The organism is Paraburkholderia atlantica, assembly GCF_009362785.1.
In the GTDB taxonomy this organism is placed as follows: domain Bacteria; phylum Pseudomonadota; class Gammaproteobacteria; order Burkholderiales; family Burkholderiaceae; genus Paraburkholderia; species Paraburkholderia atlantica.
Window position 1 is genome coordinate 105170 of sequence record NZ_WHNQ01000023.1, and the last position, 14438, is coordinate 119607.

14 protein-coding genes, 1 tRNA gene and 1 riboswitch are annotated in these 14438 nt (G+C 62.3%); of the genes, 7 read left to right on the forward strand and 8 right to left on the reverse strand.

Features of this window, described 5'->3' with window-relative positions:
• Positions 1–19 precede the first annotated feature (19 nt).
• A complete protein-coding gene (locus GCT19_RS27820; RefSeq protein ID WP_013090199.1) occupies positions 20–1183 on the reverse strand; it encodes a porin in 1164 nt (387 codons plus the stop codon).
• Between the two features lie 526 nt (positions 1184–1709).
• Positions 1710–1952 carry a hypothetical protein gene (locus GCT19_RS27825; protein ID WP_227749344.1) on the reverse strand — a complete coding sequence of 81 codons (243 nt, stop codon included), beginning with the start codon at positions 1950–1952 and terminating at the stop codon, positions 1710–1712.
• Positions 1953–2348: 396 nt separating this feature from the next.
• Here GCT19_RS27825 and GCT19_RS27830 point away from each other — a divergent pair, with 396 nt between their 5' ends.
• Entirely contained in the window at positions 2349–2552 is a 204-nt protein-coding gene (locus tag GCT19_RS27830; RefSeq protein ID WP_013090197.1) for a cold-shock protein, read from the forward strand.
• A gap of 321 nt (positions 2553–2873) precedes the next feature.
• Positions 2874–4022: an exonuclease domain-containing protein gene (locus tag GCT19_RS27835; RefSeq protein ID WP_018434467.1), complete on the forward strand. Its 1149-nt coding sequence runs from the start codon at positions 2874–2876 to the stop codon at positions 4020–4022.
• A 36-nt stretch (positions 4023–4058) separates the two neighbouring features.
• Here GCT19_RS27835 and GCT19_RS27840 read toward each other — a convergent pair whose 3' ends face one another.
• Both GCT19_RS27840 and GCT19_RS42920 read right to left on the reverse strand, forming a co-directional pair.
• Complete coding sequence (locus GCT19_RS27840; RefSeq protein ID WP_152853720.1) at positions 4059–4655, reverse strand: chorismate mutase; 597 nt, start codon at positions 4653–4655, stop codon at positions 4059–4061.
• Positions 4656–4939: 284 nt separating this feature from the next.
• Positions 4940–5089, reverse strand: coding sequence for a hypothetical protein (locus tag GCT19_RS42920; protein WP_008921206.1), 150 nt, complete (start codon positions 5087–5089; stop codon positions 4940–4942).
• Between the two features lie 639 nt (positions 5090–5728).
• On the opposite strand from GCT19_RS42920, the gene GCT19_RS43580 reads away from it, so the two are divergent.
• Positions 5729–5929 carry a hypothetical protein gene (locus GCT19_RS43580; RefSeq protein ID WP_018434464.1) on the forward strand — a complete coding sequence of 67 codons (201 nt, stop codon included), beginning with the start codon at positions 5729–5731 and terminating at the stop codon, positions 5927–5929.
• 213 nt (positions 5930–6142) lie between these two features.
• On the opposite strand, the gene GCT19_RS27850 is transcribed toward GCT19_RS43580, so the two are convergent.
• From GCT19_RS27850 to pepN, 3 genes are all read right to left on the reverse strand, one after another.
• Positions 6143–6218, reverse strand: a tRNA-Thr gene (locus tag GCT19_RS27850).
• A gap of 73 nt (positions 6219–6291) precedes the next feature.
• Positions 6292–7308 carry a class 1 fructose-bisphosphatase gene (locus GCT19_RS27855; RefSeq protein WP_013090193.1) on the reverse strand — a complete coding sequence of 339 codons (1017 nt, stop codon included), beginning with the start codon at positions 7306–7308 and terminating at the stop codon, positions 6292–6294.
• A gap of 342 nt (positions 7309–7650) precedes the next feature.
• On the reverse strand, positions 7651–10347 hold the full coding sequence (pepN, locus tag GCT19_RS27860; RefSeq protein WP_152853721.1) for an aminopeptidase N: 2697 nt from the start codon (positions 10345–10347) through the stop codon (positions 7651–7653).
• A gap of 323 nt (positions 10348–10670) precedes the next feature.
• Here pepN and GCT19_RS27865 point away from each other — a divergent pair, with 323 nt between their 5' ends.
• Positions 10671–11357 carry a DUF4136 domain-containing protein gene (locus tag GCT19_RS27865; protein ID WP_152853722.1) on the forward strand — a complete coding sequence of 229 codons (687 nt, stop codon included), beginning with the start codon at positions 10671–10673 and terminating at the stop codon, positions 11355–11357.
• 1 nt (position 11358) lies between these two features.
• Here GCT19_RS27865 and GCT19_RS27870 read toward each other — a convergent pair whose 3' ends face one another.
• Positions 11359–11931, reverse strand: a complete 573-nt coding sequence (locus GCT19_RS27870; RefSeq protein ID WP_026228493.1) for a TMEM165/GDT1 family protein — start codon at positions 11929–11931, stop codon at positions 11359–11361.
• 10 nt (positions 11932–11941) lie between these two features.
• Positions 11942–12155: riboswitch (yybP-ykoY riboswitch) on the reverse strand.
• Positions 12156–12648: 493 nt separating this feature from the next.
• Between GCT19_RS27870 and GCT19_RS27875 the strand changes: the two genes are divergently transcribed.
• The 3 genes from GCT19_RS27875 to GCT19_RS27885 are packed head-to-tail and all read left to right on the forward strand — an operon-like array spanning position 12649 to position 14438.
• Complete coding sequence (locus GCT19_RS27875; RefSeq protein WP_018434460.1) at positions 12649–13386, forward strand: beta-ketoacyl synthase chain length factor; 738 nt, start codon at positions 12649–12651, stop codon at positions 13384–13386.
• Complete coding sequence (locus tag GCT19_RS27880) at positions 13370–14164, forward strand: lysophospholipid acyltransferase family protein (protein WP_152853723.1); 795 nt, start codon at positions 13370–13372, stop codon at positions 14162–14164. The genes GCT19_RS27875 and GCT19_RS27880 overlap by 17 nt, the downstream gene beginning before the upstream one ends.
• Complete coding sequence (locus tag GCT19_RS27885) at positions 14139–14438, forward strand: phosphopantetheine-binding protein (protein WP_018421434.1); 300 nt, start codon at positions 14139–14141, stop codon at positions 14436–14438. Before GCT19_RS27880 ends, GCT19_RS27885 begins: the two co-directional genes overlap by 26 nt.

Genomic DNA, 14438 nt, shown 5'->3' on the forward strand with positions numbered 1-14438 from the left:
GCCAGTCCTTGCGCGGTGCTTAGAAGCGGTGACGCAGACCAGCCGTTACAGCGACTTGCTTGTTGTTGCCCGAAGCGTTACCGACGCCATTGATGAAGGCGGGGACGATCGAGTTTTCGTTTGCAGCCTGATACACGCCTTGCAGGTACACGTCGGTACGCTTGGACAACGCGTATGCGGTTTGCAGGTCGACCTGGTTCCAGTGCACGTGCGTGCTGGACAGGTTAGCGCGGGTGTACGTGTACGCAGCGGCAATGCTGATCGCCGGTGTCAGAGCGTAACGAGCGTTGCCCTCGAAATTCTGGAACTGGGCGCTGTTGGACGGGAAGCCGATGCCGCCCGAGACACCCGATGAGCCCTGGCTGATGCCGACGAGGCCATGCAGGTTCGTCTGCGAGTACACGATGCCAACGGTTGCCGGCCCGAACGCGTAGTTGGCGCCTGCGCCCCATGTTTGCTGACGTTGCGCGAAGAACGTGTTGTCGCCCGATACTGCGCCACCCGAATTGAACGCTGCGGCCGCGCTGGTTGCGCCGTTGGCGTTCAGTTGCAAGTAAGCGGCTGCGACGTTCAGGCCGCCCCAGTTGTACGATGCGCCCGCGCTGTATGCGCGGTTGTTCGCGAAGCCGCTAGCCTGGTTCGAAAAGCCGTACAACGCGCCGAACTTGAAGCCGCCGTAGTTCGCGCTCGTGTACTTGGCCGAGTTGTTGATACGGAACGAGTTGTTCAGGTTGTCGTTGTCGAACGGGTGGGCGAACTGGGTGCCGCCATATTGCGTGCCGGTCAGCGCCAGCGGGCCGACGAAGTCGACCATGCTGTCATATTGACGGCCGAGCGTGACAGCGCCGAACTGGTCGCTCGACAGACCAACGAATGCCTGCCGGCCGAACATACGGCCGTTCTGCTTGAGCGTGCCGTCGTTGATTCCAAAGCCGTTTTCCAACGTGAAGATGGCCTTCAGACCACCGCCGAGATCTTCAGCGCCACGCAGGCCCCAGCGGCTACCGTTCACCGAACCGCTCGTCATCGCAACGTTGGCGCCGTGCTGGGTAGCACTGACGCGCTGGTTATTCGTATAGGTGATACCCGCGTCGATCAGGCCATACAGGGTGACGCTGCTTTGCGCGTGCGCTGCCGTGACGAAAACGCCCGACAGGGCTGCGACCATGAGTGTCTTCTTCATTGATATAACTCCAAGAGCGAGAGAGGTATAAGACCCTGGCTTAGGAGACCTTCACGCGAGCGCTGCGAGAAGCGGAAGCCGCGTGAGAAGCGCGTTGACCAGATTCGCGCCGGTTTCCGATTACGCAGAGTGTAGAGAGACACTTCCGGGAGTTGATGTTCCGATTCGCGCAATAAAGTATTACGCAACGAGAAACGATCATTAATCGCCATTCGAGCCTTATGGACAAAGGCTTTGCGCCGACTCGGCGGATTCGGAGTCTGAATTTTGCCAAGCCGCGTTGCTGATTCGCGACACCAAACGATGCGGAAAAGCAACGGGAAGAAATGCCGAAAAACGATTGTTGTAATTGCGGCAATAGACGATTGTTAATTGTGTGAATAATCGAAATCGCATACCACCGCTATACTCCAATTTCTGCTTTCCGAAGCAGACTTTTTCGTTGACGAAAAAGATCTCCAAACCTTTGTCAGCGCGACCTTCCAGTCGCGCTTTTTTTCATGGCGGACGAATTTCGCGAACTGCTCTAATGAGCGGGCGCGGTGCCGTCCGCGTCGTCCCAGTCAGCCTGCGTGGACGCGCTCCAGTCTTCCATCACATAACGGCGCGCATCCATCGGTGAGGAGAGCAGGTTCTGCCAATGGTCTCCATGCCACATCGGATCAAAGTCGAAAACCGTGGACGGTTCGGCTCGTGCAGGTCGGTCTGGTATGACCTTTGCGTGCGAATGAGTTAGCCAGGCGAAGAGACCGCGAATTTCCTGGAACATGACAACCTCCTGAAGCGCATCGCTACAACTGATCTGCATCATGCGAGTGGGGCTGCGCCGCAACAAGTCGGACAAACACTTACGCAAAGATGGATTTTGTTACATTCGTCTTGCATATTTTCGCAAATTTTCCCGTTCACAGTCTGGGATTAATCATTCCAGGTAAATTTGACGAGCCGACTATATCCATGCGATTTGAAGTCTTATCTTTTTATACGCTAAACGCATACGAAAAGTTTACTTGACGGCCATTCTCTGTTCCCCGTATAACGGCAAAGCCGAATTTGATTGGCTGTTTCTGGTTTTTGTCTTGATCAGATATGGGCAACTGAATCGGGGTTGGATCGATTCAAGGGCAATGCCCGCTTTGGATAAATCACCGAGGGAAAACAGGAAATGGAAACTGGTGTCGTCAAATGGTTCAACGATGCTAAGGGTTTTGGCTTCATCACGTCGGACGCGGGTGGCGAAGATCTTTTCGCGCACTTTTCGGAGATCCGCAGCGAGGGCTTCAAGTCGCTGAAGGAAAACCAGCGTGTGTCTTTTGAAGTCAAGACCAGCCCGAAGGGCAAGCAGGCGGCCAACATTCAGCCGCTGTAAATGCGCTGCGTCGGGCGCGCTGCCCACGCAGTCGGGAGCGAAGAACCCTCGCCGTCGCGCGAGGGTTTTTATTTTATCTAGACGTTTCACCTGGTTCGGTAACTGCGTGGTTCAACCCTACGCATTATTGTCGGAAGATAATTCATTTGAAGTGAATTCGCTACGTCCGGATTTAATGGTTTAAGCGTCTGAGGAATATCGGTGAAAATCGACGACCCGTGCCGACGCAGTTTTCTGCCTGCGCACGCAGCACGGTCTGGATGCGCACCGTCCAGCTGGTGCATACTTGCCGCAAATTCATGCGTCCGAATCCCTTGTCCCATGTCTGAACTGCTTTCGCCGGAACCAGCACTCGATGCACCCATCGTTTTCGTAGACCTCGAAACGACCGGCGGCTCGACGAGCGAGCACCGCATTACTGAGGTTGGCGTCGTCGAAGTCGGACCGGCCGGCGTATCGCGCTGGAGCAGCCTAGTCGACCCGCAGCAGCCCATTCCGTCGTTCATCCAGCAACTGACCGGCATTACGAACGATATGGTGCGCGGCGCACCGACGTTCGAATCGATCGCGCCCGCGTTGTTCGAGCGCTTGAACGGCAAGTTGTTCGTCGCGCACAACGCGAGTTTCGATCGCGGATTTTTACGCAGCGAATTTCGTCGCGCGGGAATTGCGTTCGACCCGGACGTGCTTTGCACCGTGCGACTGTCGCGTGCGCTGTTTCCCGGCGAAAAGCGTCATGGTCTCGATGCGCTCGTCGAACGTCATGCGCTGGTGCCGTCCGACCGTCACCGCGCGCTCGCCGACGCCGATCTGATCTGGCAGTTCTGGCAGCGTCTGCCGACGCTCGTGCCGCTCGACGCGCTGCGCGCGCAGATCGAGCGCACGACGCGGCGCTACCGTCTCGCCGGCGACATCACCGAAGATCTGCTCGACACCGCGCCGGCAGGCTGTGGCGTGTATGCGTTCTATGGCGAAGGCGATGCGCCGCTGTATGTCGGCCGCAGCGTGCGCGTGCGTCAGCGGCTGCGCTCGCACCTGACCGGCGAGCGGCGTTCGTCGAAGGATATGCGGCTTGCGCAGCTGGTGCGACGCGTCGAATGGCGCGCGACGGGCGGCGAGCTCGGCGCGATGCTCGCGGAGGCGCAGTGGATCGCAACACTGCGGCCAGGCCACAACCGCTTGCCGCGTGTGACGAAGAGCGATCCCGCGAACGCGCCGTGGCCGTTCGAGGGGCCCATCGTGTTCGAGGAGCGTGAGGACGCGCAGCGCATCTTCCACGTGGTCGATCGCTGGCGGTACCTCGGGAACGCGCCGTCGCTCGTGCAGGCGGCGCAACTGCATGCCTCTACCCTGGCGGGTTCGTTCGAACTCTCGACGTACCGTATCCTGCAAAGCCATCTGGCGCGTGGTCTGCGCGTGATGCCGTTGAGCGTGTCGCGTGATGCGCCGGAGTCGAGCCTCGTCGTGTGACGCTTATGCAGCTCGCGCGCTGTGGCGTTGCCGCAATCAGCCGGTCGCGCCGACTCCACCGGTCTCGCACACGTGAGCTAGCGCGCGCGTCATCGCGCTCGAATGCGCGGAGTCATAGCGCGTCAGCGCTTTCCAGTTAGCCAGCGACTGCGCGACGCGCGACGGACAATCGTCCGCTGCGCGCAGCGGCTGCACGCGCGCCAGACTCGCCATCAACGATTGCGTCAGCTTGTCGAGTTGCGGTCGCGTGCTGGTTGCGAGATCGGGTGCGGGACCCTGCGGCGGCTGGGTGCTGCGCCATTTCGCAAAGAGCGTGTTCTGCACCTCTTTGCTCGCATCGATCTGATCCTGGAAGAACGCGCGGGCGAACGCCGGGTCGACGTTTGCCGCCGCGGCGCGCTTTTCCACTTCCCCGAGCAGCGCGTTTTCGCGCGGTGTATCGGTGATCGGCTGGTGGTTCGCCCATTTCCAGCGCGCGACCGGCTCCGCGAGCACAAGGCGCTGCGAAACCAGTGCGATCAGGTTGGTGAGCGCGGTGTCGTCACCATCGGCGAGGGCGGGGGCCGGCGAGAAGGCGAGGGCGGCGGCGATGGCGAGCGCGCATGACGCGCCGAAGCGATGCAAACGGTTCATGAGGTGGACGTGGCCGGGCGGCCGTTGACGGAAAAACCAGAAGAATAAATGATGCCCCGCAAACGGCGCACGTCGGGCCGCTTTGCACAGGTTGTCGGGCAGGGAAATGGGCGCGAGAAGTGCGCGCGTATTCGTACGCTCGAGCCGTGTGGCCCAGCGTAGCTGCTGTGATCAGGCGAACTGACCCACCGTCCTCACGGAAGTGTCGGACGGGTAATGAGGGCGCGAGTGTTCGCCGCGCATGACATCAACGAACGCGAATGCTGCATCGCGCCAGTGGTCCGTTACTTCGGATCGCACGATTTGCGTTGTTCGTCGAAGAAAGCGCGAACATGCTCGGGCAGCTCGGCTCCCAAAAACTCGACGGCCACGGGTTCCGGATCCGGGTAAAAAACTTTGTCCGGGGTCGGAATCTTCGGTGGTTTGGCATCCATGATCTTTCTCCTTTGCGAATCGATTATCGGCCTCGTTCCTCGCATTGCACCAGTGTCCGATGCGAGTCATATGTACTCTGTTGCTTTAACGGCACAAGCCGACACATCAGCAGAGGGATTGAATAAAATTTATCGTCTTACTATCGCTGGGGTTTCGCGATCCGCTTAACTGCACGCACGAAATCCTCCGCTGTCCCGCTTCCTTCGCCCGTCCCTCTCGCGCCTTGCCCAGCTTCCGTTTGAGCACGATCGATCGGTATTGCTGCCGCACTGCATCTACCGCTTTCTTGTGAATAAGACGTGACAAATTTGTGCATCGCCGCATCGGCAGTATTTTCCCGTTTCGGACCTGAACGTTCGTAATTTGCCGATTGCATAACTGCCTGCCTATTTCTTGGTAAACGGCACATTCCGCGCGCCGTTGACCGCGCAAACCTTATTTAAAGAATTTGTCGTTAATTAATTGGCCGACTGTTGGTTGGCAAACTGATTCTCTTATTGCTGTGACAAAAGGCCCCCCTTTGGCGACAAGTCGAACGCAGCCCGCCGCGCCTGCTGATGGCTCCACGTGCGTTGGCAGACGGACGCGCGACGCGCGGCGCGGATCATGATGTCCTTCATGTTCGGGGAGAGGTCGCGATGGAAAACGCTGTCTACTGGGACGGACGTCAGGTTGGCATCGAATGCGCCGGCAGGATCTTGTGGTTCGCGTCGGCACCCGCGCAAGCGATAGCCGCATACGGAGCGCCGCACCAGCAGCCGATCGCGCAGGCTGATACCGTTGTTGCGCGCAATCTCGCGATGCCACGGTCGTACGACCCGCTCCGCGTTCCCGACTAGGCTGGCCCGCCGCGCACCGCAGTCGAGAACGTGGTGTTCGTCCACGCACGATCAGCGCCGAATGGTTCGCTCATCTGTTTCTGTTTCCGCTGCGCGCAAGAGTGCTGAGCCTGTGTCACGCGTGACTTCCGAAGAGGCGGGGTGGCAATGTTTCGCGCGACGGCAAAACAAAAAGCCCAGTCACGAGGACTGGGCTTTTTGTTTGAATCTTGATGGTGCCGGAAAGAGGAATCGAACCCCCGACCTTCGCATTACGAATGCGCTGCTCTACCGTCTGAGCTATTCCGGCATCAGGAGAAACGAGATTATAGGGACTACTTCAGTGACTTGGCAAGCCCCTAGATGCATTTTTTCTTTCGAGATCACTTCTTCGCTTCGAGGTGATAGCGCGTCACGCGATCGACCTCATTCTTCGACCCGAGGAACACCGCGACGCGCTCGTGCAGGCTCTTGGGCTGGATGTCGAGGATACGCTTCTCACCATTGGTTGCGGCGCCGCCCGCCTGCTCGACGATGAACGCCATCGGATTGGCTTCGTACATCAGACGCAGCTTGCCCGGCTTGTCCGGCGTGCGCTTGTCGGCCGGGTACATGAAGATGCCGCCGCGATTCAGGATGCGATGCACGTCGGCGACCATCGATGCGATCCAGCGCATGTTGAAGTCAGCCTGACGCGAACCTTCCTTGCCTGCTTTCAGTTCGCCGATGTATTGCTGAACCGGCGGATACCAGTGGCGTTCGTTCGAAGCGTTGATCGCGTACTCGCGCGTTTCGACCGGAATACGCATGTCGCTTTGCGTGAGCACCCACGAGCCGAGCTCGCGATCGAGCGTGAAGCAGTTCACACCGTTACCGGTGGTCAGCACCAGCACCGTTTGCGGGCCGTACACCGCGTAGCCCGCGGCGACCTGCTCCGTGCCCGGCTGCAGGAACGATTGCTCGGTGGCCTGGTGGCCATCCGGGCAACGCAGCACCGAGAAGATCGTGCCGATCGACACGTTGACGTCTATGTTCGACGAGCCGTCGAGCGGATCGAACACGAGCAGATATTCGCCCTTCGGATAGTTGGCCGGAATCGGGAAGAACTGTTCCATTTCCTCGGAGGCCATGCCCGCGAGGTTGCCGCCCCATTCGTTCGCCTCGAGCAGAATTTCGTTCGACAGGATGTCGAGCTTCTTCTGCACTTCGCCCTGGACGTTTTCGCTGCCCGCCGAGCCGAGGGCATCGCCGAGCGCGCCCTTGCTGACGTGGTAGCTGATCGCCTTGCACGCGCGCGCGACGACTTCGATCAACAGGCGCAGATCGGCGGGCAGGTTGTTGGTTTCACGCTGCTGCTCGATCAGGTACTTCGTGAGAGTGGTACGACGTTGCAATGACATTGCTGTACTCCGGGAAGGCTAGAAGAATGATGGGATTTTAACCGCTCGTGTGTGTCGGCTCCGTGCTTTTGGTCGCACGGCCGCCTTCAGGTCTTGCGGCGCGTCCTGGCCGGGACGATGCCGCTGACGCTGGCCGCGAGCGCCGCGCCCGTTGACGGACATGCCGAGCGACTCGACGAACTCGCTGCGCAGAATTTAGCCAGCATGGATGTCGGTCTCCCAGTAGTCAGAGATAGTCGACGACCGAGCGCGTGAACGCCGCCCGCCAACCGAAAACCAGCGCGAAAAAAAGCCGGCAATGCGTGCCGGCTTTCCGATGCGACGCGAGAACTCAGCGACGCATCACGCCAACGCCTTCTCGACGATCTCGCGCACATCGCGCGACTTGACCTGCGCGGCCACTTTCTCGAGCGCCGCGCGCATGCTGTCGCGCAGCGCCGGCGTGAAGCGCCGCCACAGCTCGAGCGAACGCGCGAGGCGCGCGGCCACCTGCGGATTGAGCGCGTCGAGCGCGATCACCTGCTCGGCCCAGAATGCGTAGCCGGAGCCATCTGCCGCGTGGAACTGCGCGGGGTTCGCCGCACAGAAGCTGAAAATCAGCGAACGTGCCCGGTTCGGGTTCTTCAGATTGAACGCCGGATGCGTCATCAGCTTGCGCACCGTATCGATCACCGGATGCTGTGCGCCGCCGCGCTGCGTGGCCTGCAACGCGAACCATTTGTCGATGACGAGCGGCTCTTTCTCGAAGCGTCGATAGAAGTCGTCGAGCGCGTGCTGCGCCTCGGGGCTGCCGCCTTGCGGCGCGGCCGCGTTGAGCAGCGCCGACAGCGCGGCCGCGCGGTCGGTCATGTTGTTCGCGGCTTCATATTGCGCGGAGGCAAGGCGTACCGCGTTCGCGGAATCGTCGAGCTCGGTCAGATACGACAGCGCGAGATTCTTCAACGCGCGATGACCGGCCGCCTCCGGCGTCGCCTCATAGACGCCCGGCGTGCGATGCTGCTCGTAGACCTTCAGCCAGTCGTCACGCAGCGCATTGGCGAGGCGCTTGCGCATGAACTGCCGTGCCGCGTGCACCGCGGCCGGATTCGACTCGGCCATCTGCTCGGCCAGATACGCTTCGGACGGCAGCATCAGCGCGAGTTCACGGAACGCCGGCGACAGCGTCTCGTCGGTCAAAACGCGCGCGAACGCGGCGACCACCGAGTCGTCGACCTGCAGCGCCGCGCCCGTGGCCGCGCGCGTGGCCAACGTGAGCAGCTCTCGGGTGGCGAGCCGCTGGCCGGCTTCCCAGCGGTTGAAGGGATCGCTGTCGTGCGCGAGCAGGAACGCGAGCTGTTCGGCCGTGTAGTCGTACTCGACGATCACCGGCGCCGAGAAATTGCGCAGCAGCGACGGCAGCGGTTCCTGTCCGACGTTGACGAATGTGAAGGTCTGCTCGGTCTGGGAAAATTCGAGCACGCGCGTGGTCGACTCCGATGCCTTCGCCTCGCCGTCGAGCCGCAGCGGCAGATCGCGGCCGTCCTTGCCGATCAGACCGATCGCGAACGGAATCAGCAGCGGACCCTTCTGCGTTTCGCGCGCGGCGGGCACCGCATCGCCATAGCCTTGGCGCAACGTCACGCTGTAGCGCTGCTGCGCGGCGTCGTAGCGCGTGCGCACCGACACCCGCGGCGTGCCGGCCTGGCTATACCAGCGCTCGAACTGCGCGAGGTCGCGGCCGTTCGCGTCGGCGAGCGCGTGACGGAAGTCGTCGCAGGTCACGGCCTGGCCGTCGTGACGCTTGAAGTACAGGTCCATGCCCTTGCGAAAGCCGTCGCGGCCGAACAGCGTCTGATACATCCGCACGACTTCCGAGCCTTTCTCGTAGACGGTCATCGTGTAGAAGTTGTTGATCTCGACGTAGCTCTCCGGGCGCACCGGATGTGCCATCGGACCCGCGTCCTCGGCGAACTGCATCTGGCGCAGCACGCGCACGTCCTCGATGCGCTTGGTGGCGCGCGCGGCTTCGTCGCTGGCGCCGCCCGCCATGTCGGCCGAGAACTCCTGGTCGCGGAACACCGTCAGGCCTTCCTTCAGGCTCAACTGGAACCAGTCGCGGCAGGTCACGCGGTTGCCGGTCCAGTTGTGGAAGTACTCGTGGCCGACCACCGCCTCGATGTTCGCGAAGTCGGTGTCGGTGGCCGTTTCGGGGTTCGCCAGCACGTACTTCGTGTTGAAGATGTTGAGCCCCTTGTTCTCCATCGCGCCCATGTTGAAGTCGCTGACCGCGACGATCATGAAGCGGTCCAGATCGAGCTCGAGCCCGAAGCGCTCTTCGTCCCAGCGGATCGAGTGGATCAGCGAATCCATCGCGTGACGGGTCTTGTCGAGATCATGCGGCTCGACCCACACCTGCAGCAGCTTTTCCTTGCCCGAGCCGGTCTTCACGCGTTCTTCGAGCGCGACGAGCTTGCCCGCGACGAGCGCGAACAGATAGCTCGGCTTCTTGAACGGATCTTCCCAGCGCGCGAAATGACGGCCGTCGGGCAACTCGCCTTCTTCGAGCAGATTGCCGTTCGACAGCAGCACCGGATAGTCGGCCTTGCTCGCCCGCAGCGTGACCGTGAAGCTCGCCATCACGTCGGGGCGGTCGAGGAAGTAGGTGATGCGGCGAAAGCCCTCGGCCTCGCACTGCGTGAAGAAGTTGCCGCTCGACACATACAGCCCCGACAGCGTGGTGTTTTCCGCGGGATTGCAGATGCTCGTGAGGGTCAGCTCGAAGCTGTCCGGCACGTTGTCGAGCAGCAGGCCGTGCTCGTGCGGATGCGCATTCGCAAACGGCTTGCCGTCGATCTCCGCGCCGACGAACTCCAGTTGCTCGCCCATCAGTTCGAGATGCGCGGCACGCGACGCATCCGGGTTGCGGCGCACGCGCATCGTGTTCCTGACGACCGTGCGTTCGGGGACCAGATCGAACTCCAGCGCGACGGTGTCGATCAGGAAGGCGGGCGGCGCGTAATCGGCGCGGCGGATCACATTGGGCGTTGCGGTATCGGCCATGGTGTTCTTTGGTGGTGTACTCGAGCGGTCGCGCGCGCAAACGGCGCGCGAGCCGGGCTTGGTCGACTCATTGTACAAAGCCTCGGGCAATCGTGCGGAGGGCAAGGGGGCCGAGTCTCGGCGCCGGGCAGCGCGGCCGGTTTCGACAGGCACCGGAAGAACCTTTTGCTGGCTGCCGAGGTCAGCGTATTATCGGGCGCCGCCCGTGCCGGAGACTCAGCATCGTCGGCCGGCGAGCGGATCGCGCGACGGAATAATCGCGGCTGAAGCAGGGTTTTAACTGAAGCAGAATAGATGCAACCAGAGGCATCACGAGGCAGACCATGAACTTCGATCGATGGACCCGCCGCGTCGCGTTGCTGTTCGTCGCGCTGAGCGTGCTGCTGTCCGGCTGCACGACCTATGTGACGACGCAGGTCACGGCGTTCTCCGACTGGACCGGCAGCGACGCAATCCGCACTTATGCGTTCACGCGCAACGAGGATCAGAAGAACAATCTCGAACTGAGCGCGTACGAGCGGATCGTCGCGAACGAGCTCGCGGTGCACGCGTTCCGCGAAGTCGCTCACGACGACGCGCGCTATCTGGTCGAGCTCGCCTATGGCATCCGCTCGGATGTCGTGACCGTCGCGCAGCCGGTCTACTACAACCCGTGGCCCGGCCCCTACTGGGGCCGGCCGTTCGATCCTTGGGGTCCGTGGGGGCCGTTCCCGGCGACCTACGTGAATCAGAGCTACCCGGTGTTCACGCATCTGCTCGGCATCCGGATCACCGAGCGCGCGAGCGGCCGGGAGGTCTATAACGTGACGGCGCGCAATTTCGGCGAGGAGTCGTCGCTGGTGCGGGCGATGCCTTATCTGGCGCGCAGCGCGCTGGCGGACTTCCCGCTGGCCAACGGCGCCGTGCACACCGTGAAGATCCCGCTCGGCGGCGCGGCTGCGAACGAAGTGTCTCTCCCAGCGGCGGCGCCGCCCGCAGGTCCGGCGTCGGCGCCGAAGCCCGCGCAGTAGCTTAGACCCCGACCCCGAACAAGGCCATCGCACCCAACACGACGAACATCACCGAAGCGATGCCATGCACGAGCTTCGTCGGCAGACGGTGCGCGAAGCGGTCGCCGAGCAGGATCGCCGGCACGTTCGCGATCATCATGCCGAGCGTCGTGCCGGCCACGACGCCGAAGAAATCGTGAAAGCGCGCGGCGAGGGCGACCGTCGCTATCTGCGTCTTGTCGCCCATCTCCGCGAGGAAGAACGTGACGACCGTGGCGCCGAACACGCCGAAGTGCGTGCGGTTCGTGTTGGCTTCCTCGTCTTCGAGCTTGTCGGGCACCAGAATCCACAGCCCCATGCCGATGAACGACACCGCCAGGGCCCAGCGCATGATGGTCGGCGTCAGCATCGAGCCGAGCCACGCGCCGAGCGCGCCGGCGCCCGCGTGATTGATCAGCGTCGCCGCGAGCACGCCGAGAATGATCGGCATGGGCTTGCGATAGCGTGCGGCCAGCACGAGCGACAGCAGTTGCGTCTTGTCGCCGATTTCGGCGAGCGCGACCGCGCCGGTCGAAATGAGAAAAGCTTGAGTCACGTTGAATGGATTCCTCGGGCCGAAGATGAACGAGCGACGACCCACGACACGCCGGGCCCTGTTGCGGCGCGTGTGGATCATCGGTCTCGCCAGGCCAGAGGCTGCGACTGCCATGGCCGTGCTGGCCAAGTGTGTTGACAGGCGCCCCCGCGAGCCACACGTGCGACGCACCGGCGAAGCGGTGCGGACGTGCCGCGGGGCGGCTACTCCCCAATGAGGGGCGGAGTATAACAGGCGCGGGCGCATAGTTGCCGCGAAAAGCTGCCCGTTGGGACAACGGGGCGCCGGCTGTACCGTTCTGCAACACTTTCGAAGGCGAAATGAAAGTATTCTTCGCAGATTTTGACGACGCGATGCCGGGATGCCGACGCGCGAAATCCCGCCAGGTCCGTCGCGGCCGGCGACTCTGTCAAAGAAGGTCAGTTGCCGTTGTTTTGCAGGCCGGATACAGATGGATACGTCTTTTCTGGCTGATTTAATTCAGAATATTCAGTATTATTTCGGCCACAAAGGGAGCCCAAGCCGCAATCCACTACGCCTGATTGTCAGTGGCGCCTAAATATCTGGGACCGATTGCCGATAATCCTGTATTCCCACGACGAAGACTGGTTGATCCCGGCCGGAACCTCCCGATCCGCGCGGCGCCGTTCGCTGTGACGGCTGTGTATTCCGTTAGGCGCTTGAGCCCCTTCCCCGTTTCTACGCGCGAACACCGATATGCCCGATCTGGACTGGACCATTCCGGTCGGTCGCTGGTCTAGCTGGCCGGCTGCCGCATCTGCCGCACCCGATATCGGCTTTATCGAGCCGATCGTGCGGCGGCGCCTCAGCACGCTGTCCAAAGTGGCGCTCAAGGTCGCGCACGACTGTGTCGCGCAGCAGCCGGTGCGCGTCGTGTTCGCCTCGCGGCACGGGGAACTGCGGCGTACCACGGACATCCTGCGCAGCATTAGCGCGGGCGAACCGGTGTCTCCGACCGCCTTCAGCCTGTCCGTGTTGAACGCGATGACCGGCGTGTTCGGGATTGCGCGCGGCGACCGCTCGGCCGCGAGCGCGGTGTCGGCCGGCGCGCAAACGCTCGGTTATGCGCTGCTTGAAGCGTACGCGCAATACGCAACGCAACCCGATGCGCCGGTGCTGCTCGTATATGCCGACGAGCCGGCCGATCTCACCTACGGCACGATCGAAGACGAAGTGCAGGGCGGCGCGATCGCGGTATTGCTGGAGAAAGATGCGCGGGTCGGGCACATGATTTGCTCACTGGCGCGCGCACACGGGGCTGCGGGCGACGCACGCGGCGACCTCCGGGACGCTGCGCGGACCGCCACGAGCGACGCCGCCAGCTTCCCGACCCAGAGCCAGGCGCTGCTGCACTGTCTCGAAACAGGTCAGCCCGCCTGCTGGCAGCGCGCCGGCGTGGTGTGGCAATGGAGGTGGGATGACCGCGCGGCTTGATTACGTATGGCGCTTGTGCGCGACCGGGCTCGCCTTCGTCGGGTTCGGCGTGTGCGGCGTGCTGTTTTCGGTGCTCGTGTTTCCGCTCGCGTGGCTGTGGCCGCATCGCGCGTCGCGGCAGTGCGCGGTGGCCGTGGTGATTCACCGGTTTTTCCGCGCGCTCGTCGCGGTGCTGCGCGCCCTCGGCGTGATGGAGTTCGAGGTGTCCGGTGCGCGGGCGTTGCTCGCGGGAGGGCCCGCGGTCGTCGTCGCGAATCACCCGACTTACCTCGACGTGATGGTCCTGCTGTCGCTGACGCCGCGCGCGTGCTGCGTCGTCAAGCACGCGCACTGGCGCAACCCGTGTTTCTGGGGCATCGTGCGCGCGGCCGAATACGTGAGCAATGCGGACGCGATTGCGCTCGTCGACGCGGGCGCGAAGCAGCTCGCGGCCGGCTATACGATGATCGTTTTTCCGGAGGGCACGCGCAGCCCTGCGCCGAACCGGCTGCACGCGTTTTCGCGCGGTTTCGCGCACATGGCGCTGAAGGCCGGTGCGCCGATCGTGCCGGTGTTGATGGATTGCGATCCGCCTGCGTTCACGCGGCAGATGCGCTGGTACCACGTGCCGGCGCGCGCTTTCCGGATGCGCGTGAACGTGCTCGCGCCGCTTGGCGTCGCCGAACTGGCCGCGCACGACACCACAGCGGCCATCGCGGCGCGCAGCGTGACGAATGCCGTAGAAGCCCACATTACCCAGCACCTGTTCGATTATGGATTCTTTAAAACTGGAAATTAAAAAGCTTCTGATAGAAGCCCTCGATCTCGAAGACCTGAGCCCCGCCGATATCGACGACGACGCCCCGTTGTTCGGTTCCGACGGCATCGGTCTCGATTCGATCGACGCGCTCGAAATCGGCATCGTGCTGCGCAAACAATACCAACTGACCATCGCGGCGAACGACGAACGCACGCGCGAGCACTTTCGCTCGATCAACACGCTCGCCGCGTTGGTCGAGAGTCAGCGCGAAGCGGCGCACGCTGCGAACGAAACCACAAGGAAGGGGGATTAA